Origin of the sequence: Thioalkalivibrio sp. ALJ21, from assembly GCF_000378605.1 — a bacterium.
GTDB lineage: Bacteria > Pseudomonadota > Gammaproteobacteria > Ectothiorhodospirales > Ectothiorhodospiraceae > Thioalkalivibrio.
Map to the genome: position 1 here is coordinate 682888 of NZ_KB905156.1, position 23702 is coordinate 706589.

The window sequence follows — 23702 nt, forward strand, 5'->3', positions numbered from 1 at the left end:
CAACACCATGCTGGACAAACTCTCCATTCGGGGACTGCTGATCGCCGGCTTTGGGCTGGTCGTCGCGATCCTGATCATCAATTCGCTGCTGGCGCTGCGTGCCCTGAATGTGGGCGGACAGGGCGTGGCCGAACTGACCCAGTCCGACTATCCGGCTGTGGCGCGCGTCAATGAGGTGGAGCAGCTGTTGCAGGAGAGTGCCGCCTTCCTTGGCTTCTACCTGATGAGCGAGGAAGAGGACCACCGCGACGCCTGGCTGAACGCGATGGACGAGCTGGACGTCGCCATGGATGCCCTGGTCAACGATCCGGTCGTGCAGGGCTCGGATGAGCTGAGTGCCTCTGCGGAACAGGTGCGCGCGAACATTGATGGCTTTGCCGCGCACCGTGACCGTCTGATTGAAGTGGCCGAGGACGTGGCCCAGAACATGCCGGCCCAGGGTGTCGCCAACTCGCGTGCCAATCCGGCAACCATGCAGATGACCCAGCTGACCAGCACCATGATCGACGAGGAGATGGCGCGGGCACGCTTCCAGCGCTCGTTCGAGCGTCTCGGCGATTTCTACAGCCTGCGCACCAACCTTTTGCAGATCACCTCGAACCTGCGCGGTTTCATCGCGTTTCGTGATGACTCCTTCGAGCAGAATCTGCGACTGTATCTCGGCCAGACCCACGACGTGCTGGCGCGGTTGCTGGAACAGTACGACGAGCTCGACTTCGAGCAGCAGATCGCGGTCGAGGACTTCGAAGGGCTCCTGAATGATCTGGATAGCGCGATCCAGGACATCGTTCGTATCCACGGCAGCGAGGAGGCCCTGCAGGACGCATTCCTGATCCGTACCGAGGTCGGCCCGGTGATCTTCGAGGCACGTAATGAACTGCAGCAGCTGTCCGAGCGCATCACCGGCCGTGCTGAAGTGTCCGCCGCCGAGCTGACCGCGACCATGCGCAATACCCAGGTGACGCAGGGCGTGCTGGCGCTGATCGGCGTGATCCTGGGTGTGGCCGGCGCAGTCTTCATCATCCTGGTGGTGCGCCGTGCGCTCGCCCACTCGACCGAGGCGCTGGAAGAGATCGCCGACGGTGATGGCGACCTCAGCCGCCGCCTGGACGAAAACGGCCTGTTGGAGACCGCCCAGCTGGGGCGTGCGTTCAACCGCTTCACTGACAAGATTGCGCAGGCGATCGGTAACGCCCGTAGCGGTACCGAGACCCTCAACCGCGCGACCGAGAACCTGAATCAGGAGGCCTATCAGGCCCGCGAGGTGGTCTCGCGTCAGCGCGACGAGACCGAGCGTGTCGCGACCGCGATCAACGAGCTGCAAAGCAGTGCCGAGGAGATCGCACGCAACACCGACGCTACCTCCCAGGCCGGACAGGAGGCCAGTGGGGCGGTGAACAACGGCGCCGAGGTGATGGAGAAGAACATCGAGTCCATGTCTTCCCTGCTGGGCACGGTCGAGCAGGCTGCCGGCACCGTTGCCAAGCTGGGTGAAGACTCCAAGCAGATCGGCACTATCCTTGAGGTCATCCGCGGCGTGGCGGAGCAGACCAACCTGCTGGCCCTGAATGCGGCGATCGAGGCCGCCCGTGCCGGGGAACATGGCCGCGGGTTTGCCGTGGTGGCCGACGAGGTGCGCAAGCTGGCGACCCGCACGCAGGAGTCCACCGACGAGATCGAGAGCATGATCTCGCGTCTGCAGACCGCCACTGGCTCTGCGGTGAAGGCGATGGAGCACGGCCAGGAAGAGGCCGAGACCACCATGGAGCACACCGCCGAAGTGAACGGGGCCCTGCAGCAGATCCGCCAGTCGGTGACCACGATCGTGGAGATGACTGACCAGATCGCGGTTGCCGCGCGTCAGCAGAGCACCGTGGTCGAGGATATCAACCGCAACATCGTGCAGATCTCCGACGGGGCCGATCAGTCGGCCAATACGGCTGACCGGGTCAGCGCGGCCTCCGACGAGCTCAAGCAGGTCGAGCGCGAGATCCAGCAGGCGCTGGCCCAGTTCCGCCTGTAGAGTCGCTCGTGTGCCCCGGGGTCACGCCTCGGGGTGCGCCAGCCAGTTCTGCGCGGCCTGGCGCAGGCGCCGAATGGCCTCCCGCCGCCCGGAAAGCCCCAGTTCGCGGGCCAGCGCCTTGCCATCCTGGGACTCGATGGCGGATTGCAGGAGGTTTCCTTCCGGCCCTTGCGGCGGGTGCGCAACAAGGGTGCGTCGCAGGGCAGCCCGCGTCCATTCGAGCGGCCGTTGCCGCAGCGCAAAGGCCCGAATCTCTTCGATGTCCCTGGCATGATCCCGCTCGGGTGCCGTGGCAGCGGACGGCTGGATGGCTCCTAGGGCCCGACGTCGCCGGCCCGTCCGATCGCGCAGCAGCACTGCGCCGTCCTCTTGCCAGTCGCGCGCGAAAGACGCTGCGGCCGCATCGACGAGGGCGGCGGTATCTTGTGTCATCGCCCGGGTCAGCACGATCGATACCTCGCCGCTGGCGGGATCGGGCCGTTCCCCGATCCGCACCGGCTGCCAGCCCGCCCGCCCCCAGAACCGTACCAAGGCCGGTTGCAGCCCGAAGCTCGTGCCGAGCAGGGCGATGTCGTGATGTGCCGCACATTCCTCGACTGCGCGCAGCAGGCGGCCCCCAAGCCCTTTCCCTTGCCAGGCGGGATGTACGGCGAGCCTTTGGATTCGCCACCAGGCCTGGCTGGTCAGCGCGAACTCGCCGCGAGCCGCCAGTGTGCAGGGCAGGAAGTGTCCCTGGGGGCGCCGCTCCCCGGCCCAGACCGCTTCCGCGAGTTTGGGCGCCAGGCCCCCCTCTTTCTGGACCAGGGCAACCCCGAACAGCGCCCGGTCCTGCGCACCGACGAGCAGCATCAGGTATGCGTCAGGATCATCCATCCAGCGGGCCAGGTCCGACGGGCGGGTGCGATAGTGGGCGTCGGCGAGCAGGCCGGCCACGTCCTTGAGCCGACCCGCGTCACGGGCGAGGTCCTTGCCGCGCAGCCATTGAAATTTCACGGCCTGAGGGGCGGGGGCATGACTCCTGGCCCGCATCAGGAACAGGTCATCCAGCCAGGCCTCCAGCGGGTCGCCTCTCTCCCAGCGCACGGGCCGGTCAAGCTCGATTTGCCGGATTCGGAAGCCCATGCGCTGCAGGGCGGGAAGCGCGCGCAGGCGAAAGCCCTGTCCGCTGCCCTCGAAGCCGCCGGTGGTCGTCGACAGCACCAGTCGCCGGGCACGTCCCGCCAGCTGCGCAAGGCGGTCGACCGGAAGCGCCGCCGCCTCGTCGATCACCAGGGTGTCGGGTGCGATGGTGAGGGCTTCGACCTGGTCGGGAGCGCAGAAGGGCGCCGACGGCCCCGGGTGGCGTTCCAGCTGACGAAAGAGTGCCCGTACGGCGGTCGTGCCGGGTGCCGTCACGACGACCGGTGTGCCGGCGCTGCGCTGGCCGGCGATCCACTCCCCCAGCAAGGTCGACTTGCCACGACCACGATCGGCGATCAGTGCACCACACTCCCCGGGGACGAGTTCATCCAGGGTCGCGAGCCCGCGCCGCTGATCTTCCGTCCAGGCCCAGGGGGCCTGGCCGCCCGTGGCAGGGGTTGGCCATTGCTCAACATCGTCGTCCACCCAGTGAACGGACGTGTTCTGCAAGGCATTCACCCAACGCCGCCCAAACGCCCCGTCGCCCGGTGGGTCGACCAGCAGCAGGAGCACGCCGCCCCCGCGCAGCAGTCCCCCGGCGATGGCGAGGGCGTCCGCCGGGAGGGGCCAGGAGGCCTCGAACACGATCGCGTCGGTCTCGCGCCCCAGCCAGTGACCCGCCTGTGCGGGGTTCACGCGCGCCACGCCCGCTGGCGCCTCGCGGCCGACCCAGAGCGAACTTGTCCCGCTGGGCATCCGTCCGAGCCAGGTGGCGGCACGCTCGCGGGCCGCCTGCGACATCGGGTGGGCCAGCAGCCGCCGCCAGCCAAGGGTAGGTCCGTCCTCCGCCTGTCTCATTGGGGTCCTTGTCGCATATCCGCATGGCGCCAGAGATGAATCGGCGCACCGCTTCTGAGGGTACCAGCGCAAGTGTCTGCATTGATCCGTGTTTCCTTGGGCGGCCGCGCCGGTTCCGTTTCGGCACGATCCCCGCAGGGGAGCCAGTATGGCGAGCGAAAGGGGTTCCGGTTAGCCTGCACGCTGTTCTATCCCGGCAGGAGAAATTGCATGAGCAAAGGTGTCATTGGCGCCGCACTGGTGACGGGCAATTCCAGTGGTTTTGGCCTTGGACTGACGCGTGTCCTGATGCAGCGCGGAGCGAGCGTGCGCGGGATGAGTCGCAGGGGGTGCCCGGAACCGGGTGTCGCGGGTGACGAGCGCGTGGATCTTTCCGACTTCGACGCCACCGCCGCTGCGATGGAGCGTCTGCTCGAAGGGGTCGACGAGCTGGATCTGGTGATCCTGAACGCCGGGCTGCTGGGTCACATGCAGCGTATGCAGGACGCCTCGATGGACGAGCTGCGCCTGCTGATGGATGTGAACACGTTCGCAAACAAGATCATTCTGGACGCCCTGCTGCGTCACAACGTGCGCGTGGGGCAGATCGTGGCGATCTCGTCCGGGGCCTCGGTGTCGGGACACGCGGGCTGGAGCGGCTACTCGCTGTCCAAGGCCGCACTGAACATGATGATGCAGCTTTACGCCCACGAGTTTCCCGAGGACACCGCGATCAACGCCCTGGCCCCCGGGCTGATCGATACCGCGATGCAGGACTACCTGTGCGATGAGGCCGACCGCGAGGCCTTCCCCGTGCTGCAGCGGCTGAAGGCCGCGCGCGGCACCGAGACCATGCCGACGCCGGAGAAGGCCGCCGAGGCCGTGCTGGCGGTGCTGCCGCGCCTGCGCCAGACGACGCGCGGGAGTTTTGTGGACATCCGGCAGCTGGACTGAGGAAGACGCAACGCCGTGCGCGCGATTCAGGCAGTGTCTCCATAGCAGGAGGTATTCCAGCCGAACCTCCTGAATGTCACGTAAATTTCTCGGAAGGTGGTTGGCTTTTGCCGGAATGCAGGCGTATAGTCGTGATCGTGGTCTGCGGATGAACGGCAACACTAGGAAGTTTCTAGTTTCTGAACCAGTGCTCCCGTTGATCTGTTGGCAGCATCCCGCGACCACATTTGTTAGTTACATTGAAGAGGTTACAAGTTGTGAATACTGGTGTTGTTAAGTGGTTCAACGAGAGCAAGGGTTTCGGTTTCATCACCCCCGATGATGGCGGCAAGGACGTGTTTGTGCACTTCTCCGCGATCAGCGGCTCGGGTTTCAAGACCCTGGCCGAAGGCCAGAAGGTCTCCTTCGAAATCCAGGAAACCGCCAAGGGCCTGGCCGCCGGTGAAGTGACCGCCCTCTAAGGCGCACTTCCCAAGGCTGACGACCCCTCGCGGGTCGTCCAGGAAAGGTCGCCTCCGGGCGGCCTTTTTTGTGTCTGCGTTTCCGCCACTGCGGGGTGCCGAATAACGGGCAAACAGGGCCGCTCCGCCCCCTTTTGAACGCTGCGCACGGCCGGACGTATTCGATTGCAGTACACTGCCGGCCTTTGTGCATGGACCCGCGCTGCCCGCGATGAATCGCCTGTTCCGCTCCACCGCCGTTGTCAGTGGCATGACCATGATCTCGCGGATCATGGGTTATCTGCGCGACATGGTGCTGGCGGTGACCTTCGGCGCTGGGGCCGCCACCGACGCCTTCTTCGTCGCCTTCCGCATCCCCAATTTCCTGCGCCGGCTGTTCGCCGAGGGCGCGTTCAACCAGGCCTTCGTGCCGGTGTTCGCGGAGTTTCGCGAAAAACGCGGGCGCGAGGCCCTGCGCGACCTGCTGGATCACACCGCCGGCGCGCTGATGGCGGTGGTTTCGGTGGTCACGCTGATCGGGATCCTGGCCGCACCGCTGCTGATCTGGGTGTTCGCCCCGGGCCTCGCCACGCAGGAAGAGGGACGCCAGGATCTTGCGGGGCAGATGCTGCGCATCACCTTCCCGTATCTGCTGTTCATCTCGCTGACCGCGATGGCCGCGGGGATCCTGAACAGCATCGGGCGCTTCGCGGTCCCCGCCTTTACCCCCGTGTTTCTGAACCTGGCGCTGATCGTCGCGGCACTGTGGCTCGCCCCGATGTTCGCGGAGCCGATCGTCGCGCTGGCCTGGGGCGTGTTCATCGCCGGTGCCTTGCAGCTCGCCTTCCAGATCCCGTTCCTGCTGCGCGCCGGGCTGTTGCCGCGGCCGCGTTTCCGTCGTGCACACGAGGGGGTGCGGCGCATCGTCAAGTTGATGCTGCCGGCCATCCTCGGGACCTCGGTTGTGCAGATCAACCTGCTGGTGGACACCCTGGTGGCCTCGTTCCTGGTGGCCGGGTCGATCTCCTGGCTCTATTTCGGCGACCGCTTCGTGGAGCTGCCGCTGGCGCTGTTCGGCATCGCGATCGGTACCGTGATCCTTCCGCGCCTGGCGCGGCAGTACAACCAGGCCGATCCGGCCGCGTTCGGGCGCACGCTGGACTGGGCGCTGCGCCTGGCCATGCTGGTGGCCCTGCCCTCGATGGTCGGCCTGATCGTGCTCGCCGTCCCGATCCTGGCCACCTTGATCCAGTATCAGGCCTTTACCCAGTGGGACACCTACATGGCCGCGATGGCGCTGGCCGCGTATGCGCTGGGTCTGCCGGGCTTCATCCTGATCAAGGTGCTCGCCCCGGGGTTCTTCGCCCGCCAGGACACCAAGACCCCGGTGAAGATCGCGATCATCGCGATGCTGGCCAACATCGTGCTGAACGCCGTGTTCGTGTTGCCCTGGTATCTGTCCGGCATCCCGGGCGCGCATGCCGGGCTGGCGCTGGCCACCTCGGCCTCCGCCTACATCAATGCGGGTCTGCTCTATCGCGGGTTGATCCGCGAGGGGATCTATCAGCCGGGGCCCGCGCTGAGGCGTCTGCGCGCGGGGCTGCCGGTCGCGCTCGGGGTGATGGTCCTGGTGCTGGCCGTGCTGTCGCCGTCATTCGGGCAGTGGACCGACTGGACGGTGAGCACGCGCCTGTTCGCACTGACCGGCCTGATCACGGCCGGGGCCGGTGCGCTGATCCTGACGCTGCTGGCCGCAGGGCTTCGGCCCCGACACTTCCTGCTGCGCGAGGCCAGCGAATGATGTCGGGGCGCTTAGGGAAACAATGGTTAAGGTACACGCTCGCGTTGGTACCCCAGGTTTCCCGAGACAAGGCGCGGTGCGCAGCCGGTAGTGGTTCTACCGGCCCGTTATTGACGGATTCGGGCCGCAACGCAAGATCGGGGAACCTGGGGTGCCAACCCCGAAGGGGCTCGGCCTCCCGTTGTTATCAAAAACGGGCGTGCGGACGGCGTTGCGGTTCCCTTGTGCAGAATGACTGCACGGCAGTCGCCGCGCCTTGTTCGCACGCAAAAGCGACTCGAGCGCGAGTGTGTACCTTAATCATTGTTTCCCTGACGGGTTATACTTGCCGTTTTGCTCGGGATCGGGGCGATGCGGCTGATTCGCGGCCTGGGGCCGTCCGACAGCAGGGCTTCCACGGCTGCGGCCGTGCATGGCGCGGTGGTGACCATTGGCAACTTTGATGGTTTCCATCGTGGCCATCAGGCTGTTCTGGGGCGCCTGCTCGAGGCGGCGCAGGATCGCCAGGCGCCGTCGGTCCTGATGACCTTCGAGCCGCTGCCGCGCGAGTACTTCGGCAGCCGGCCCGAGGCCCCGGACCCGCCCGGGCGCCTGCAGCGCCTGCGCGACCGCCTGATCACGCTGGGGGACACCGCGCTCGAGGCCGTCTGGATCCTGCGCTTCGATGCGCAACTGGCCGGCCTGTCGGCGACCGCCTTCATCGAGGAGGTGCTGCACCAGCGCCTCGGCGCGCAGCATGTACTGGTCGGGGACGACTTTCGCTTTGGCCGTGGCCGCGAGGGGGACCAGGCCCTGATGCGCCGCGAGGGCGAACGCCTCGGCTTCAGTGTCGAGGGCACCCCGACGGTCGCGGATGCCGAGGGCCGGATCAGCAGCACGCGGGTACGCGCGGCGGCGCTGGCCGGCGACTTCACGCGCATGGAAGAACTGCTGGGGCGGCCCTACCGACTGCATGGACGGGTCGCGCACGGCGACAAGCGCGGCCGCACGATCGGCTTCCCTACCGCGAACCTGCGCATGGGGCCCTGGCCACTGGCGCTGCGCGGGGTCTACTCCGGCTGGCTGCGTCGCGCCTCGGGTGAGGCCCTGCCGGCGGTTGCCAATATTGGCTGGCGGCCGACGGTGGCGGGTACCGAACAGCGTCTGGAGGCGCATGTGCTCGAAGGCAGCCCCGATCTCTATGGCGAGGCCGTGTGCTTCGAGCCGATCGCACAGGTGCGCGGCGAGCAGCGCTTCGAGGGGCTGGACGCCCTGCGCGCGCAGATCGCCCGCGATGTCGAAACCGCCCGCCAACAGATCAGGCAACCCGGGTGAGTGTGTGCGCTCATCCGTGTTGCCTTAAAGAATTCAGCTGAAACGCGGCCCCGAGGGCCGATCCGGAAAAGACATGGCACGCAAACCGGCACCGCCGAACCCCTACAAGGACACCCTGAACCTGCCCGAGACGGCCTTTCCGATGCGCGCCGGCCTCGCCCAGCGCGAGCCGGAGTGGCTGGAGGCGTGGAAGGCGGAGGATCGCTACCACCGCCTGCGCGAGCATTGCGCCGGGCGCCCCCGCTTCGTGCTGGCCGATGGCCCGCCCTACGCGAACGGTTCGATCCATGTCGGTCACGCGGTCAACAAGATCCTCAAGGACATCATCATCAAGAGCCGTACCCTGTCGGGCTTCGACGCCCCCTACGTGCCGGGCTGGGACTGCCACGGCCTGCCGATCGAGCTGAAGGTCGAGCAGAACCTGGGCAAGGCCGGCCGCGACGTAGACGCCGCGACCTTCCGCAAGGCCTGCCGCGAATACGCGCAGGAGCAGGTCGACGGCCAGAGCGCGGACTTCCAGCGCCTCGGGGTGCTGGGCGACTGGGACCATCCCTACCTGACGATGAACTACCAGGTCGAGGCGGACACCGTCCGCGCGCTGGGTCGCATCTTCAAGCGCGGCCATGTGCAGGTGGGCGAGAAGCCGGTGCACTGGTGCGTGGACTGCGGTTCGGCCCTGGCCGAGGCCGAGGTGGAGTACGAGGACAAGATCTCGCAGGCGATCGACGTGCGCTTCCGCGTGGTCGACGACATCGACTTTCTGCGCCGCTTCGAGGGGGCCAAGGACTCGCGCGGCCCGATCAGCGTGGTCATCTGGACCACCACGCCCTGGACGCTGCCGGCCAACCAGGCCGTGGCCCTGCACCCGGAGCTGGATTACGCCCTGGTGCAGCTGGACAACGAGCGCCTGTTGCTGGCCGAGGCCCTGGTCGAGGACTGCCTGGCGCGCTACTCGCTGGGCGGGGGGGCCGTGGTCGCGCGGGTCAAGGGCCAGGCCCTGGAGGGCCTGACCCTGCAGCATCCGTTCCTCGAGCGCGAGGTGCCGCTGATCCTGGGCGACCACGTGACCACCGAGACGGGTACGGGCGCGGTACACACCGCCCCCGGACACGGCCAGGAGGATTACGCGGTCGGCCTGAAATACAGCCTGCCCGTGCACAACCCGGTCGGCCCGGATGGCCGCTTCCTGCCGGACACGCCGCTGTTTGCCGGCGAGAACGTGCACCAGGCGAACGGTCATGTGATCGACGTGCTGAAGGAGCGCGGCGCTCTGGTCGTGGCGGTGAAATTCGAGCACAGCTATCCGCACTGCTGGCGGCACAAGACGCCGATCATCTTTCGCGCCACCCCGCAGTGGTTCATCAGTATGGAGCGCGCCGAACTGCGTGCGGACGCACTGAAGGCGATCGCCGAGACCCGCTGGATGCCGAACTGGGGCGAGGCGCGCATCCACGGCATGGTGGTCAACCGCCCGGACTGGTGCATCTCGCGCCAGCGCAACTGGGGCGTGCCGATCCCGTTTTTCGTCCACCGCGAGACCGGACGGCTCCATCCGCATACCCCGGAGCTGATCGAGATGGTGGCGCAGCGCATCGAGCAGGCGGGCATCGAGGCCTGGTTCCAGCTCGATCCCAAGGAGCTGCTGGGTGACAAGGCCGACGACTACATCAAGCTGAACGATACCCTGGATGTCTGGTTCGACTCCGGTGTGCTGCACAGCACGGTGGTGGAGAAGCGCCCGGAACTGGGCGGGCTGCCGGTGGACCTGTTCCTGGAGGGCTCGGATCAGCACCGCGGCTGGTTCCAGTCGAGCCTGCTGACCAGTGTCGCGATGCGTGGCGAGGCCCCGTACCGGGCAGTGCTCACCCACGGCTTCACTGTGGACGAGAAGGGCGAGAAGATGTCCAAGTCGCGCGGCAATGTGGTCGCGCCGCAGGAGGTCGTCTCCACCCTGGGCGCGGACATCCTGCGCTTGTGGGTCGCCGCGACCGATTTCTCCGGCGAGATGGCGATCTCCAAGGACATCCTTGACCGAACGGCCGATGCCTACCGCCGCATCCGCAACACCACGCGCTTCCTGCTGGGCAACCTGAACGGCTTCGATCCGGCCGAGCATGCGCTGGAACTGGACGAGCTGCTGCCGCTGGATCGCTGGATTGTGGCGCGGGCCCTGCAGGTACAGGAGCAGGTGACGAAGGCCTACGACGACTACCTGTTCCACCAGATCTACCAGCGGGTGCACAACTTCTGCTCGGTGGAGCTGGGATCGTTCTACCTCGACGTGATCAAGGATCGCCAGTACACCACGCAGGCTGACTCGCGCGCGCGGCGCTCCGCACAGACCGCGCTGTATCACGTGGCCGAGGCCCTGACCCGCTGGGTGGCCCCGATCCTCACCTTCACCGCCGAGGAGATCTGGCAGCTGCTGCCGGGCGAGCGCCAGGACAGCGTGCTGTTCGCCACCTGGTACGAGGGCCTCGCCCCGTTGCCGAAGGATGCCGAGTTCTCCAGCGCGGACTGGGACGGCATCCTCGAGGTGCGCACGCATGTCGCCCGTGCGCTGGAGATTGCGCGCAACGAGCACGGCATCGGGGCCTCGCTGAATGCCGAGATCGAGGTCTACCTGCCGGCGGGTTCCGCCGCCCATGGGCGCCTTGCGCGCCTGGAGGACGAACTGCGCTTTGTGCTGATCACCTCCGAGGCCCGGCTGGTGGACGGGGCGGCCCCCGAGGGGGCGCATACCGCCGAGCTGGAGGATGGCACCGCGATCGGCGTGGTCGTCCACAAGAGCGAATACGCCAAGTGCGTGCGTTGCTGGCACCGCCGGCCGGATGTCGGCCAGCATGATGCCCACCCCGAGCTGTGCGGGCGCTGTGTGACGAACGTGGAGGGCCCGGGCGAGACCCGGCGCTTCGCCTGATGCGGCTGGCGCAATCAGGCCTGCGCCCGGGGCTGCTGATTGCGGTCGCGGTTGCGCTGCTGGACCAGGTCACCAAGTGGTGGGCGGAGAATGCCCTGACCCTGTACGCGCCGGTCGAGGTGACCTCGTTTTTCAATCTCTCCCTGGTCTATAACCCGGGGGCCGCGTTCAGTTTCCTGGCCGGTGCCGGGGACTGGGGGCGCTGGTTCCTGTCCGGCGTGGCGGTCGTGATCGGGTTGCTGATCCTCTGGTGGCTGGCACGCCTGCCGCGCCAGGCGCGCTGGTCGGTCACCGCCCTGGGGCTGGTGCTGGGCGGCGCGGTCGGCAACCTGATCGATCGCATCGCCCATGGCCGGGTGATCGATTTTCTCGATTTCCACTGGGCCGGCTATCACTGGCCGGCGTTCAATGTGGCCGATATGGCCATCGTCGTCGGCGCGATCACCCTGATCGTGGCAACTTTTATTGAAGGCGACCACAGCGGCTCGCCGACGGATTCGCGGGAGTAAGGCATGACAACGGTAACCAAGGGCGCGACGGTGGAGATGCACTACCGCCTGATCCTGGACAACGGCTTTGTCGTGGATGGCACCGACGAGGAGACCATCCGCCTCGAGGTCGGGGCGGGCGAGATCCTGCCGGGGCTGGAGGACCTGCTGGTGGGGCTGGAGCCCGGCGATCACCGGGAATTTGCGATCGAGGCCGGTGCCATGTTCCCGTTGCGGGACAATGCGGCGGTGCAGACGATGCCTCGTTCACAGTTTCCGGCGGACATGCCGCTGCAGAAAGACTACATTTACGAATTCACCAGCCCGTCGGGTGATGCAGTCCCGGGCCGCATCGAAGAGGTCGGCGACGAGAGCGTCACCGTGGACTTCAACCACCCCCTGGCCGGGCAGTCGTTCACCTTCGAGGTGGATGTGGTATCGGTTAGCGAACCATAGGGAAACCTATTGTTTCCCTGGCAGGAGCCAACATGAGTATGCAGGTCCAGCTCGCCAATCCGCGCGGTTTCTGCGCCGGGGTCGAGCGCGCCATCGAGATCGTCGAACGCGCGCTGGAGATCTACGGCGCCCCGCTCTATGTCCGTCACGAGGTGGTCCACAACCGCCATGTGGTCGGGCGCCTGGAAGGGGCGGGTGTGAAGTTCGTCGAGGAGCTGGACGAGGTCCCCGATGGCCAGGTGGTGATCTTCTCCGCCCACGGTGTGCCCAAACGCGTCCAGCAGGAGGCGGAGAACCGCGGCCTGACCGTGTTCGATGCGACCTGCCCGCTGGTGACCAAGGTCCACCTCGAGGTGGCGCGCTATGCCCGCGAGGGCCGCGAGGTGGTGCTGATCGGCCACGCCGGCCACCCCGAGGTCGAGGGGACGCTCGGCCAGTTCGATGACTCCCAGGGCGGGCGCATGATGCTGGTCGAGACCGTCAAGGATGTCGCCAGCCTCGAGGTCGCCAACCCCGACCGCCTGGCCTTCGTCAGCCAGACCACGCTGTCGATGGACGACACTGCCGAAATCATCGACGCCCTGACCGCGCGCTTCCCGAAGATCGAGGGCCCGCGCAAGATGGACATCTGCTATGCCACCCAGAACCGCCAGGACGCCGTGAAGGACCTGGCGAAACAGTGCGATCTGCTGCTGGTTGTCGGCTCGAAGAACAGCTCCAATTCCAATCGCCTGGCCGAAATCGGCGCCCGCCTCGGCATCGAATCCTATCTGGTCGACGGCGCGTCGGACATCGACACCGACTGGCTTGATGGCAAGCAGCGTATCGGCGTGACCGCCGGCGCCTCTGCCCCCGAGGTCCTGGTGAACGAGGTGCTGGACTTCCTGCGCGCGCAGGGCGTCGAGGCGGTCTCCGAACTCTCCGGGCGCGAGGAGACCATCACCTTCTCCATCCCCTCCGCCCTGCGCCGCGAATCCGCCTGACCCGGGCCGTCCGCGCGGCGCGCCGCGCCGTGGCGATTTCCGCATGGGGTCCCAGTGCCGGATCGGCTATGCTCGGCGCTGCACGCCACCCCTCTTCGTGACCCCGAGACACAGATGATTGAACGGCCCCGCTTTCGCCTCAGTATTCGCTGCCCTGACCAGCACGGGATCGTTTCGCGCATCGCGGCGGCCATTGCCGATACCGATGGCTGGATCACCGAGGCCGCCCAGCACACTGACGAAGAGGCGGGTTGGTTCTTTATGCGCTGGGTGTTCTCGCTGCCGGCTGAAGGCGAGGCCCTGCTCGAACAGCGGCTGGCCTCCCTGGCACCCGAGCTGCGCATGGACTGGTGGCTGAACAACGCCGACACTCGTCCACGCGTCGTGCTGCTGGCCTCGCGCGAGCCGCACTGCCTGAGCGACCTGCTGGCCCGCTGGAGCGCCGGCGAACTGGCGATGGAGATCCCCGCGATCCTCTCCAATCATCGTGACCTGGAGCCGCTGGCCGCCTGTCACGGCATCCCGTTCGAGCATATCCCGGTGCCGAAGGTCGATCGCGAGGCCGCCTTTGCCACGCTCCAGGAACGCCTGGCGGCTCTGGAGCCGGAGACCATCGTGCTCGCCCGCTACATGCAGATCCTTCCGCCGGGGCTGTGCGCGGAGTATCCCGAGCGCATCCTCAATATCCACCACAGCTTCCTGCCCTCGTTCGTCGGTGCCCGTCCCTATCACCAGGCCTTTGCCCGCGGGGTCAAGCTGATCGGCGCGACCTGCCACTACGTGACCGACGAGCTGGACGCCGGCCCCATCATCGAGCAGGACGTGACCCGCATCCGCCACGACGACGGCGTGCAGGACCTGATCCGCAAGGGCCGCGACGTCGAGCGCTGGGTCCTCGCCCGCGGCCTGCGTTATCACCTCGAGGGTCGCGTCCTCACCCACGGCAACAAGACCATCGTCTTCGACTGACGGCCTTGCGGGGGCTGAGTCCGGCCCTTCTTCTTGCCGCCGCACGGCTGAGTTATTGCATGCCCGGAAGGCCCGTCAGGCCGCGCGCTGCGCGCTATTCTCTAGAAGATTGGCAACGGGGCTGGAGGGCGCGGCATGTGGGGATGGGGAGACGTTTTTGGGGGCCTGCGGCGGCCCGTTTGTTACCAGCTCCCGCGGGCCCTGTTCTGGATGGCGATACCGCTTGCGCTGCTCGCCCTGCTGATTGCACCGGGCCAGGCGGTCGCCGATCCGTTGCCCGATACGGCCGAGCGGGTAAAGGCCTCGGTGGTGAGTATCGCGACCTATCAGCCGACCCGCAGCCCACGCGCCCAGTACCTCGGGACCGGCTTTGTGATCGACGATGGCCGTCTGGTGGTCACCAACGATCATGTCCTGCCCGGGAGTCTGGACCAAGGCAACCGCGAACGGCTGGTGGTGGTCAGTGGCCAGGGTCGGGACAACACCATCCATCATGCCGAGGTCGTGGCGCGCGCTGCGGGCGATGACCTGGTCCTGTTGCGCATCGCCGCTCCCTCCCTTCCCGCGCTGCAACTCGGCAACTCCAGCCGGGTGCGGGTCGGAGAAGAGGTCGCGTTCACCGGCTACCCCATCGGCATGATCCTGGGGCTGTACCCGGCCACGCATCGCGCGGGCATCTCGGCGATGACCCCGATGGCGATCCCGGCGCGCCGTGCCGCGGAGCTGGATGACAGCCGCATACGCGCCCTGCGCAATGCCCCGCCAATGGTCTTCCAACTGGATGCCACGGCCTACCCGGGCAACAGCGGCAGTCCCCTGTACCGCAAGGACACCGGCGAGGTGATCGGAGTAATCAACCAGGTCTATGTCCAGGGCGGGCGGGAAGCGGCCGTGCGCAATCCGAGCGGGATCACCTACGCCATCCCATCGGACCGTATTCGCCCCCTGCTGGAACAGTACCGCTCGCGGGCGGGCGATTGATCAGTGTTTCCCTAACCGTGCTGTTCCGGCTGCGGCTGGGCTGTGGCCGTCTCCGGTTTCTCGGCGAGAAAGGCCTTGTGGAACAGGTGTCGCGCCAAAAGGCCGGCCGGCATCTTGAGCCAGTGCCCACGCAGAAACAGCATGCCCCGTGCGACCGCATCGCGGCGTGGGGTGACCGAGCCGGCGCGCGTGTGCAGCCCGTGCACGAACGCCCAGCGGCCAAGTCCCCGCAGGGCAATGCCCGCGCGTGCCCGGGCCAGCCGTTTCACGGGCTCGGGCGGGATATCGGTCAGCAGTAGTCGGTTCGTGGCCCACAGCGCGCGTTCCGCCATCCAGGCGATGTTCAGGGCCTCGGCTTCCGCGACGAAGTGTTCCCAGAAGGCGTCGCCGTCACGTGCGCCGAAATAGCCAAGCAGCACATGGATGTCGTAGAGGTCGCGCAGGCCCCGATCCCATTCCGTCTCCGAAAACAGGTGCACGATTGCGTGGAGTACCAGGTGCGCCGGGCACAGGATGCGGAAGCGGAAGGGTTCCGGGAGCGCCTGGCTTTGCTGCCGCAGGCGTGCGGGATCGGGGTGGCCGCGGAAGGTCTCCGGCAGGATGTTGTGGTGCAGGTCCAGCGTGGTGCCGCGGTTCTGGTGCACCAGTGGCGGCAGTTCGTGCATCCACTCGCGGTAGTAGCGCTGGTCGTAGACATTGTGGTGCGTGCCCGACCAGCCCTCGAAGAACAGGAGCTTCTCGGCCCGTTCCACCTCGCTGCGGGGAAAGAGCAGGTCGATGTCGTTGGCCAGCCGTCCACGCGCATTCGGCAGCCCGGCGGCGAGGTAGGCCGCCCCTTTCAGCGCGACACCCGGACTCATCCGCGAGAGCAGCCCGTTGTCCAGGCGGCGCAGTTCCCAGGCCAGGGCCTGCGACCGATGCTCGGCGATCAGGGCGGCGCCCCAGAGGTGGCGGGCCACCGGTTCCGGCAGGCCGTCCGCCAGGCCCGCGTCGTCCGCGAGGTGCCAGAGCGTACCCAGCAGTGCGCTCTCGCGCGCGGCCGCCAGTAGCGGGGCCCACTCGGCCGCCGTGCGCTCGGCCATGCTCTCCGGCCGTGCCAGGGCCAGGCGCAGTGCGGTGTCAGCGTCCATCGGCCAGCCTGTTGAACTGCTCTATAGCCTCGTCCAGACGGCTGTAGGAAAAGTCGAAGCATGCGGACTGTTCGACCAGTCGTCCGGCGCTGTGAAAGCCTCGTGCACCGAGGGCGGCGTAATTGAAGGCATTGGCGATCAGCTGCATGAACCCGGAACCCGCCGTGCGCGGTTTCAGCTGGGTAGAGGCTCCTGGCTGGTAGTGCGGGAACACGATCCACCCGGGCCGGGCGGTCTCGTGACTGCGGCGCACGGCATCCGTCGGCGGGCGCATGTGTGCCACGGCGCCCTTCAGCGTGTCCGCGATCGGTGTGCTGAGAACCGCCGAGGGGCAGGCATCGCGGATTACGCGGATCGAGTCGTTTTTCAGGCTGACCGGCCGCGCGGGCCCGGAGACCTCGCTGGAGGCCAGGTCCACCAGTACGGACTCGTCCGTCAGCAGGCGCCATCCGTGATGGGCCAGGGCTGCGCAGAGGGTGCTTTTCCCGGAGCCCGGCGGCGCGGGCAGGATCAGGGCCTTCCCGTCGCGTTCCAGGGCGGCCGCGTGCAGCACCAGTCGATGCGGCACCTGGTTGGCGATGCACCAGTTCAGTCCCCATTCGAGCATCGGATAGGCCTGGTGGTAGGCCAGGGGCTTGAAGACGCTGCGACGGTCGGCGAGAAACAGGACCTGGGGCCGATAGAAGCGGCGGTGGGAACGCGGTGCGCGCAGTTCGCAGTGGAAGTCGTAGAAACTCGAGTGGTCGGCTACTTCGAAGTCCCGGTACAGCGATTCGATACCCCGGGCCACGCTGGCGATCGGGCTCTGGATGCGGCTGGTGAAGGGGCCAGTGCGCAGATAAAGGCCACGGCCCGTCAGGCTGCGCTGGAGCCGGGCCTGTCCCAGATCCGCGATCCGCATCAGGGGTGTTCCCGGATCAGATCGGCCGTGTGCAGGCTGGACAGCCAGCGCCCCAGTTCGGCCTCCGCGTCCTTCTCCGACAGGCCCAGGTGCCGGGCCAGGGCGGCCTCGTCCATCGCCGCGCCCTCGGCCAGACCGTCCATCAGTGCGGCGGCCGCGGGTGTCAGCAGGTGGGTGGTACCGGCCCCGGGGTGAAACACCACGCACTCCTGCCCCAGGGTGCGCTGTTGCAGCCCGTCAGTCCGTTGCCACCTGCGGCGCGACATATCGTTCCCCCTGGCTTCCGGCCATCACGGCGGCCATTACGGAATGAATGGCTCAGGCGGACCCCCAGCTCGGGAGGCCCATCGTGTTCTCCAGGAACCGATACACCTGCTCGGGGTACAGGCGGTCGCCGCCATCGGTCTCGTAGTGGCCATGCTCCAGGGTGTCGGTGACGATGTCCCGGACCAGGCGTTCGGAGAGCGGGTACCCGTTGGTGTACTTGGCATTCAACAGTGCGGCGGTGCCGTGGCGGATCACTTCGCGTTCGGCTGCCCCCTGCACATCCAGCACGAACACTGAGGCAGAGACGGCCCCGATCATGGTGAGATCTCCTTCCTCTTCCTGGAAGCCCCGGCTCACGCCCGGGAAGCCGTAGTTCGAATCGAACAGGACGCCGGACTCCACCGCCAGCCGCCATTCCGGATGGCTGTGGAAGGAGGCGCTGTTGAACAGTTGACCGCCGCCGCCACGGCCCTGGCCACTTACATTCTGCGAAAGACTGGCATGCGTCGGGTCATAGCCCCCGCTCCAGTAGTCGGGGGAGTGGCCGCCGCAGTCCTGGGGCCCGTCGTGGCGCGACACATTGCCGGACGCCCAGCCCGAGGGCATGCAGTTCGCACCGGCCGCCTTCAATGGCGAGGCATGCAGGGTCATCAGTAGAGGGGTGGCCCCGAGCATCGCCCGGCTCAGACGCCGCCGATTGTGGCCGTGTGTACCCAGCCCCTCCTGGCGCCGGCTTGAGTCCTGGTTGTCGTTTTGTTCCATCGTGTCCCTCCAGAATTTTCGGGACCGGGCCTTGGTTGGAGCGGTATCGCGTCCAGGGAGACGCGGACAATCCAGATTCCTGGTTTGATACTAGTCCGGGTTACCCGGGTCTTCGCATTCCGTCGCGATATTTGTGTTGCCACCCGCATTCGCTGCGACAACCAAAACACAGAGCAATATCTATACCCCAAATCAACAACGATGTAATCGGCTGTTTGGAAGGCTTTTTCTCATACCAAGGGTCCGCCGTGGGCTTTTCTGAGAAGTGATTTGTAAAAGGCGCTGACAGTTGTCGTCGTTCGCCAATACCGGCACACCCGGGGACACGTAGAAGTGTCACCCCCTTTTACATTCAGCCTTTGCGTGCACGCAGGATGAACGAGTGACACAACCGCTGCGCGATCCACGGCGATGCCTGCCAAAGGGCCCTGGCCCAGCGGCTTTCGGCCGGGCCCTGGAGCTTATGCAGCCGGCCCGGGACCAGGGGCAGCCAGTAACACGCCAGCGGCCGCAGGCCGGCCGCCCTCGCTGCCGCCTGCAGCGAGTCGGGCGCCTCGTAGCGCAGATGGGGCGCCTTTCCGGCCCGAACCCGTCGGCGTTCCTGCAGCACGGTGGGCCATGTTCTGGCGTTCAGCGCATCCACCCAGATCTCGCCGCCGGGGCGCAGCACGCGATGCATCTCCGCGAGTGCCGGGCGCGAGTCGGCCAGCGCCTGCATCACCCCGAAACAGAGCACGCCATCGAACTCGCCATCGGCGAACGGCAGCCGGTGGACATCCGCCGCCAGCCAGTCGATCGCAGCGGGGCTGCGCTGTCGCGCCTTGTGCAGCGACGGGGCGGAGTAGTCCAGCCCGATCGGGCTGCGCCCTTCGGCCTGGAGCAGCCGGGTATAGGTGCCGGCCCCGCAGCCGATATCGAGCCATCGCGCCCCTTCGGGACGAGCCTGCTGCCAGAGCGACTGGAACTGGCGTACCCGGCTGGCCAGCCCGGTGGGCGTCCAGCCCGCGATTGCCGCATCGTCGTCGCACTGGCTGCCGCGCTGGGTAAAGCGCTGGCGCCAGCGCTGCTCAAAACTGGAGTTCGTCACGTTCGTGTTCCCGCCTGGCTGGCTCGTTGATGACTGTAGACCGCCCAGCCGTGACTGGCGCCGAACCGAATGGCCGGGCCCGGGTGCGGCTCGTGGTACTGGCTTCGGTAGCAAGGCGCGTCAGGAAGTGCAGCGCGGTCGCCATGCCCCAGGCGGCCGCCGTGGCCAGGACCAGGCTGGCCGGGTCGGGCCGCAGCCCCACGACCAGCAGCTTGCCGCCTTCCATCAGCAGCGCCACGAGCAGCCCGCCGAGGGCGGCCAGCCACTGCAACTGGCGCGGATGCAGCGGGCGTCGGATCTGCGCCAGCCATATCAGCACACCCAGCGGCAGATACATGGCCACATGCAGCGCCGCACTGCGCAGGGCCACGGTTTCGCCGACGAAGTAGTGGTAATAGAACGGCCAGAGATTGAGCTGGGCCCATTGCGCCGAGATGGCCGCCCGGTCCCAGTGGTAGGGGCCCAGGTCATGGTTCAGGACCAGCAGTGCTGCCCCGTACAGTGGCGCTGCAACGACCAGGAGCGGGATCGCGGCACGCCGCAGGGCTTGCATCACCTGCGGCGGCGAGAGGTACTCGTACAGGAGCATTCCTGTGACAAATCCGGCGCCCCGCAGCACGGCCGAACGGCCCTCTGCGATCCCCGAGAGCGTGGCAAGATTCAGGGCCTCCAGCAGGATGGCCAGGAGCGCTGCCAGGGTCACCAGGACGGCCCAGTTCGCGGACGGGCGCCCCCTGAGCCCGTACGCGAGCAGGATCCCGACGGGCACGCTGGCCACCAGTGTCAGGCCCAGCTCCGAGATACAGCGAAGACCGGACGTACAGGCCCCGGTGGCTACCCACAGACCCCAGGCACTGGGGCCGAGACGCTGGCTCCACTCGGCGCTGGACAGGACCAGGTCGAACGGCGCCAGGCCGATCGCGACGTACAGGAGCGCATAGGCGATCAGGACGGCAGGCACGATGACACGGTTTGGGCCTGCGAGCTGGCCTCGCCAGTGCAGTAGCGGTCGGCGCAGTCCCCACCACATCAGGGCCCCGACCACCGCACCGAGAAAATTGCCCGCGATGTCCGCCCCGGCCGGATAGCGATAGGGCAGCCAGATCTGCAGGAACTCCACCGTTGCCGTGGTCGCCAGCCCCAGAAGGGCGACCAGGGCGAGGGCCCCCAGATGCCATACAAGGTGACTGCGGCCATAGGTGAGCCAGGCCATCCAGAAAAAGCCCAGTGGCATGAACATCATGACATTCGCCATGAACTGGGCGCGCCCGCTGGTGCCGGGTCCCTGCAGACTCATGTCGCGGTAGAGTGACCACGCCTCCTCCAGACCCATCTCGCCGAACTCGAACGGCAGCAGCGTCAGGTAGAGGGCAAACCCCAGGGATAGCCACGCCCCGATGACACAGGTCCACAGGGCCAGTGGTTCGCGTCTGCGTGTCATGGGTTGCCGCGCTCGCACATGGTCTAACCTGACAAGGGGGCATACACCGGAGTATGACCCCTCCAATCGCCACAGCGCGGGCTGGTTTCGCAGGCCCCGGGCAGGGAGTGCGGTGATGACGGCAGGGCGGTCAATGTTCCACTCGCTTGCATCCCGGGCATGGGTGCTGGCGAGCATGATGCTGCTGGCCGTGATGACGGCGAGCGCCGACACGCCACGACCGGGCGGGGCGTCCGAGGCCCCCGCGGCCGCGACCCGCGTGCTGCAGACCGACCCGGAGGGGTTGCGCCGCGCCGTGCGCCAGCTGCGCCCGGGCGATCATCTTCAGCTCGCCCCGGGCGAATACCCGGAGCCGCTGGTGTTGAGGGGCATTAGCGGGACGGCCGAGCGGCCGATCGTGATCACCGGCCCGGATTCGGGAGACCCGGCCATCCTCCGCGGACGTTCGGGCAGCAATACCATTCGCCTGATCAATGCCGCGCACCTGGTGATCCGGCACCTGACCCTGGAGGGGGGCGGGCACAATATCGCCGGGGTCGTAGTCGAGCACGACAGTGAATATGCCCAAGACATCACTCTGGAGCACCTGACCATCCGCGGCTACGACCGTTCGCAGGGCAACAGCGGCATCACCACCCGAGCCGCCGCCTGGAACTGGACCATCCGCCACAACGACATTCGCGATGTCGGTACTGGCATGTACCTCGGGCGGCCCGATGGTACGGGGCCGTTTGTCGCGGGCCTGATCGAGCACAACTTTATTGGTCGTACCCTGGGCTACAGCATGCAGATCAAGCACCAGCGTCCGCGAACCCCGCGCGCGGGGATGCCGACCGAACCCCATGCCACCATTATCCGCCACAACGTGTTCAGCAAGGCGGAGCGCGCGAGCAGCGGCCATCGCGCGCGGCCCAATCTGCTGGTGGGACACTTCCCGCCCGAGGGGCCCGGGCAGCACGACTGGTACTGGATCTACGGCAACCTGTTCTACCAGAACCCCCACCAGCGCCTCTTTCAGGGCGAAGGCCGCCTGGCTCTGTACAACAACCTGTTCTTCAACGATGCCGGCAGTGCCCTGATCGTGCAGCCGCACAACCATATCCCGAAGGATGTCCTGATCGTCCACAACACCGTGGTCGCACGAGGGTTCGGGATACGACTGGCTCCCGGCGATCGGCGCTATGAACAGGTCATTGCCGGGAATGCGGTCTTCGCCGACCCCGCGATTGATGCCGCGCGCACGGTCCATGCCGAACCCAACCACGAGGCGGCGTTTGGCCGGGCTCCGGCCTACCTGGTGCGCCCGCGTGGGCCGCTGGCGGAACTCGATCTGTTCCCGCTGGAAGGGATGCTGGAGTATGAGGGTCTGCCCGAGTTCCAAAGCCCTCCACCTCCCGGTCTGGAACGCGACTACAACGACCGCGGGCGCAGTCAGCCCCGATTCGGGGCTTACGCGGGCGGCCACCAGGCCAGTCCGGGGCGGCGCGAAGCCGTCGGACCTGCAGGCCGGTAGCGGTCCGCGCGCGGTCACAGGCGCAGGTCGCTGGCCTCGCGCGGGAAGACCGATTTCACATCGAACAGGACCGCTTGCGGATGCGCGAGAGCACGGATCGCTTCCACCCCCATGTCCAGGAACGTCTGGTGGGGCACCGCCACGATGATGGCGTCGAACGAATCCGCCTCGGGGGCCGAGGTGATCGGGGTGATGCCGTATTCGTGCTCGGCCTCCTCCGGGTCGACCCAGGGATCAAACACCACGATCTCGGTGTTGTATCCGTGCAGCGTATGGTAGATGTCCATCACGCGCGTATTGCGCAGGTCCGGGCAGTTCTCCTTGAAGGTCAGGCCCATCAACAGGATGCGCGCCCCCACCGGATTGATCCCCTTGCGCACCAGTGCGCGGATGGTCGCGTCCGCGATGTGCGCCCCCATCGCGTCGTTCACGCGGCGCCCGGCCAGGATCATCTCCGGGTGGTGTCCGACGGCCTGGGCCTTGTGCGTCAGGTAGTACGGGTCCACCCCGATGCAGTGCCCGCCCACCAGGCCGGGCCGGAACGGCAGGAAATTCCACTTGGTCCCGGCGGCCTGCAGGACCGCCTCGGTATCGAGTCCCAGGCGCTCGAACAGCAGCGCCAGTTCGTTGATCAGGGCGATGTTCACGTCGCGCTGGGTGTTCTCGATCACCTTGGCGGCCTCGGCCACGCGGATGCTCTCGGCCTTGTGCGTACCGGCCGTGATGACGCGCGCATACAGGGCATCGACGAAGTCCGCCACCTCCGGCAGCGAGCCCGAGGTGACCTTCTTGATGGAGGTGACCCGGTGTGCCTTGTCCCCGGGGTTGATCCGCTCGGGGCTGTAGCCGGTGAAGAAGTCCTCGTTGTGGGTCAGCCCGGACTCCCGTTCCAGGATCGGAACGCAGTCTTCCTCCGTCGCCCCCGGATAGACCGTCGACTCGTAGATCACCACGTCGCCCCGCTTGAGCACCTGCCCCACGGTATGGGTGGCCCCGAGCAGGGGGCGCAGGTCCGGTCGGCGGTGGGCATCGATCGGCGTCGGCACGGTCACCACGAACACATTGCACGCGCGCAGCGCCTCGAGGTCCGTGGTGTAGTCCAGGTGCGTCGCGGCAGCGAGATCTTCCGGCTCGACCTCCAGCGTGCGGTCGATGCCGTTTTTCAGGTCCTGGATGCGGCCGGGCTGGATATCGAATCCCAGGGTCGGCCATACCCGGCCGAATTCGACCGCCAGGGGCAGGCCAACGTAGCCCAGCCCAATAACCGCGAGACGAATCTCTTCCGATGAGGGGAGTGCATGCATGAGTGAAGGCTC

Annotated in this window: 20 protein-coding genes; 12 read left to right on the forward strand and 8 right to left on the reverse strand. The window is 67.0% G+C overall.

All coding sequences use genetic code 11. The annotated features are described in order from the left end of the window. Nucleotides 1-7: 7 nt before the first annotated feature. On the forward strand, nt 8-2023 hold the full coding sequence (locus tag F579_RS0109315) for a methyl-accepting chemotaxis protein (protein ID WP_019023462.1): 2016 nt from the start codon (nt 8-10) through the stop codon (nt 2021-2023). A gap of 21 nt (nt 2024-2044) precedes the next feature. Here F579_RS0109315 and F579_RS0109320 read toward each other — a convergent pair whose 3' ends face one another. After that, nucleotides 2045-4000: a GNAT family N-acetyltransferase gene (locus F579_RS0109320; protein WP_019023461.1), complete on the reverse strand. Its 1956-nt coding sequence runs from the start codon at nt 3998-4000 to the stop codon at nt 2045-2047. A 210-nt stretch (nt 4001-4210) separates the two neighbouring features. Here F579_RS0109320 and F579_RS0109325 point away from each other — a divergent pair, with 210 nt between their 5' ends. The 10 genes from F579_RS0109325 (at nt 4211) to F579_RS0109370 (ending at nt 15285) form a co-directional block, all read left to right on the forward strand. Beyond that, a complete protein-coding gene (locus F579_RS0109325) occupies nt 4211-4933 on the forward strand; it encodes an SDR family NAD(P)-dependent oxidoreductase (protein WP_019023460.1) in 723 nt (240 codons plus the stop codon). 257 nt (nt 4934-5190) lie between these two features. Next, nucleotides 5191-5394, forward strand: coding sequence for a cold-shock protein (locus F579_RS0109330; protein WP_012983920.1), 204 nt, complete (start codon nt 5191-5193; stop codon nt 5392-5394). Nucleotides 5395-5605: 211 nt separating this feature from the next. Then, entirely contained in the window at nt 5606-7174 is a 1569-nt protein-coding gene (gene murJ, locus F579_RS0109335; protein ID WP_019023459.1) for a murein biosynthesis integral membrane protein MurJ, read from the forward strand. Between the two features lie 351 nt (nt 7175-7525). Beyond that, nucleotides 7526-8488, forward strand: coding sequence for a bifunctional riboflavin kinase/FAD synthetase (gene ribF / locus F579_RS0109340; RefSeq protein ID WP_019023458.1), 963 nt, complete (start codon nt 7526-7528; stop codon nt 8486-8488). 73 nt (nt 8489-8561) lie between these two features. Then, a complete protein-coding gene (gene ileS, locus F579_RS0109345) occupies nt 8562-11408 on the forward strand; it encodes an isoleucine--tRNA ligase (RefSeq protein WP_019023457.1) in 2847 nt (948 codons plus the stop codon). Next, nucleotides 11408-11917 carry a signal peptidase II gene (gene lspA / locus F579_RS0109350; RefSeq protein ID WP_019023456.1) on the forward strand — a complete coding sequence of 170 codons (510 nt, stop codon included), beginning with the start codon at nt 11408-11410 and terminating at the stop codon, nt 11915-11917. Before ileS ends, lspA begins: the two co-directional genes overlap by 1 nt. A 3-nt stretch (nt 11918-11920) precedes the next feature. Next, entirely contained in the window at nt 11921-12352 is a 432-nt protein-coding gene (locus tag F579_RS0109355) for a peptidylprolyl isomerase (RefSeq protein ID WP_019023455.1), read from the forward strand. Nucleotides 12353-12384: 32 nt separating this feature from the next. Then, the gene (gene ispH, locus F579_RS0109360; RefSeq protein ID WP_019023454.1) at nt 12385-13335 is read left to right on the forward strand and encodes a 4-hydroxy-3-methylbut-2-enyl diphosphate reductase; all 951 of its coding nucleotides are present in this window, start codon (nt 12385-12387) and stop codon (nt 13333-13335) included. A gap of 114 nt (nt 13336-13449) precedes the next feature. Next, nucleotides 13450-14304, forward strand: a complete 855-nt coding sequence (purU, locus tag F579_RS0109365) for a formyltetrahydrofolate deformylase (RefSeq protein ID WP_019023453.1) — start codon at nt 13450-13452, stop codon at nt 14302-14304. Between the two features lie 210 nt (nt 14305-14514). Then, entirely contained in the window at nt 14515-15285 is a 771-nt protein-coding gene (locus F579_RS0109370; RefSeq protein ID WP_026300980.1) for a S1C family serine protease, read from the forward strand. 11 nt (nt 15286-15296) lie between these two features. Here the strand turns inward: F579_RS0109370 and F579_RS0109375 are convergent, their stop codons facing one another. The 6 genes from F579_RS0109375 to F579_RS0109400 form a co-directional block, all read right to left on the reverse strand. Continuing rightward, nucleotides 15297-16415 (reverse strand): nucleotidyltransferase family protein, encoded by a 1119-nt coding sequence (locus tag F579_RS0109375; RefSeq protein WP_019023451.1) that lies wholly within the window; start codon nt 16413-16415, stop codon nt 15297-15299. Beyond that, a complete protein-coding gene (locus F579_RS0109380) occupies nt 16405-17316 on the reverse strand; it encodes an HprK-related kinase A (RefSeq protein ID WP_018994416.1) in 912 nt (303 codons plus the stop codon). The genes F579_RS0109375 and F579_RS0109380 overlap by 11 nt, the downstream gene beginning before the upstream one ends. Beyond that, on the reverse strand, nt 17316-17582 hold the full coding sequence (locus F579_RS0109385) for an HPr-rel-A system PqqD family peptide chaperone (protein WP_026300979.1): 267 nt from the start codon (nt 17580-17582) through the stop codon (nt 17316-17318). Before F579_RS0109385 ends, F579_RS0109380 begins: the two co-directional genes overlap by 1 nt. Before the next feature lie 52 nt (nt 17583-17634). Then, nucleotides 17635-18345: a hypothetical protein gene (locus F579_RS0109390; RefSeq protein WP_019023449.1), complete on the reverse strand. Its 711-nt coding sequence runs from the start codon at nt 18343-18345 to the stop codon at nt 17635-17637. 352 nt (nt 18346-18697) lie between these two features. After that, the gene (locus F579_RS0109395; protein WP_019023448.1) at nt 18698-19432 is read right to left on the reverse strand and encodes a class I SAM-dependent methyltransferase; all 735 of its coding nucleotides are present in this window, start codon (nt 19430-19432) and stop codon (nt 18698-18700) included. Beyond that, entirely contained in the window at nt 19413-20873 is a 1461-nt protein-coding gene (locus F579_RS0109400; RefSeq protein WP_019023447.1) for a VanZ family protein, read from the reverse strand. The genes F579_RS0109395 and F579_RS0109400 overlap by 20 nt, the downstream gene beginning before the upstream one ends. A 133-nt stretch (nt 20874-21006) precedes the next feature. Here F579_RS0109400 and F579_RS0109405 point away from each other — a divergent pair, with 133 nt between their 5' ends. Continuing rightward, nucleotides 21007-22386 (forward strand): hypothetical protein, encoded by a 1380-nt coding sequence (locus F579_RS0109405; protein ID WP_019023446.1) that lies wholly within the window; start codon nt 21007-21009, stop codon nt 22384-22386. A gap of 14 nt (nt 22387-22400) precedes the next feature. Here the strand turns inward: F579_RS0109405 and tviB are convergent, their stop codons facing one another. Next, nucleotides 22401-23690, reverse strand: a complete 1290-nt coding sequence (gene tviB, locus F579_RS0109410; protein ID WP_019023445.1) for a Vi polysaccharide biosynthesis UDP-N-acetylglucosamine C-6 dehydrogenase TviB — start codon at nt 23688-23690, stop codon at nt 22401-22403. Nucleotides 23691-23702 lie beyond the last annotated feature (12 nt).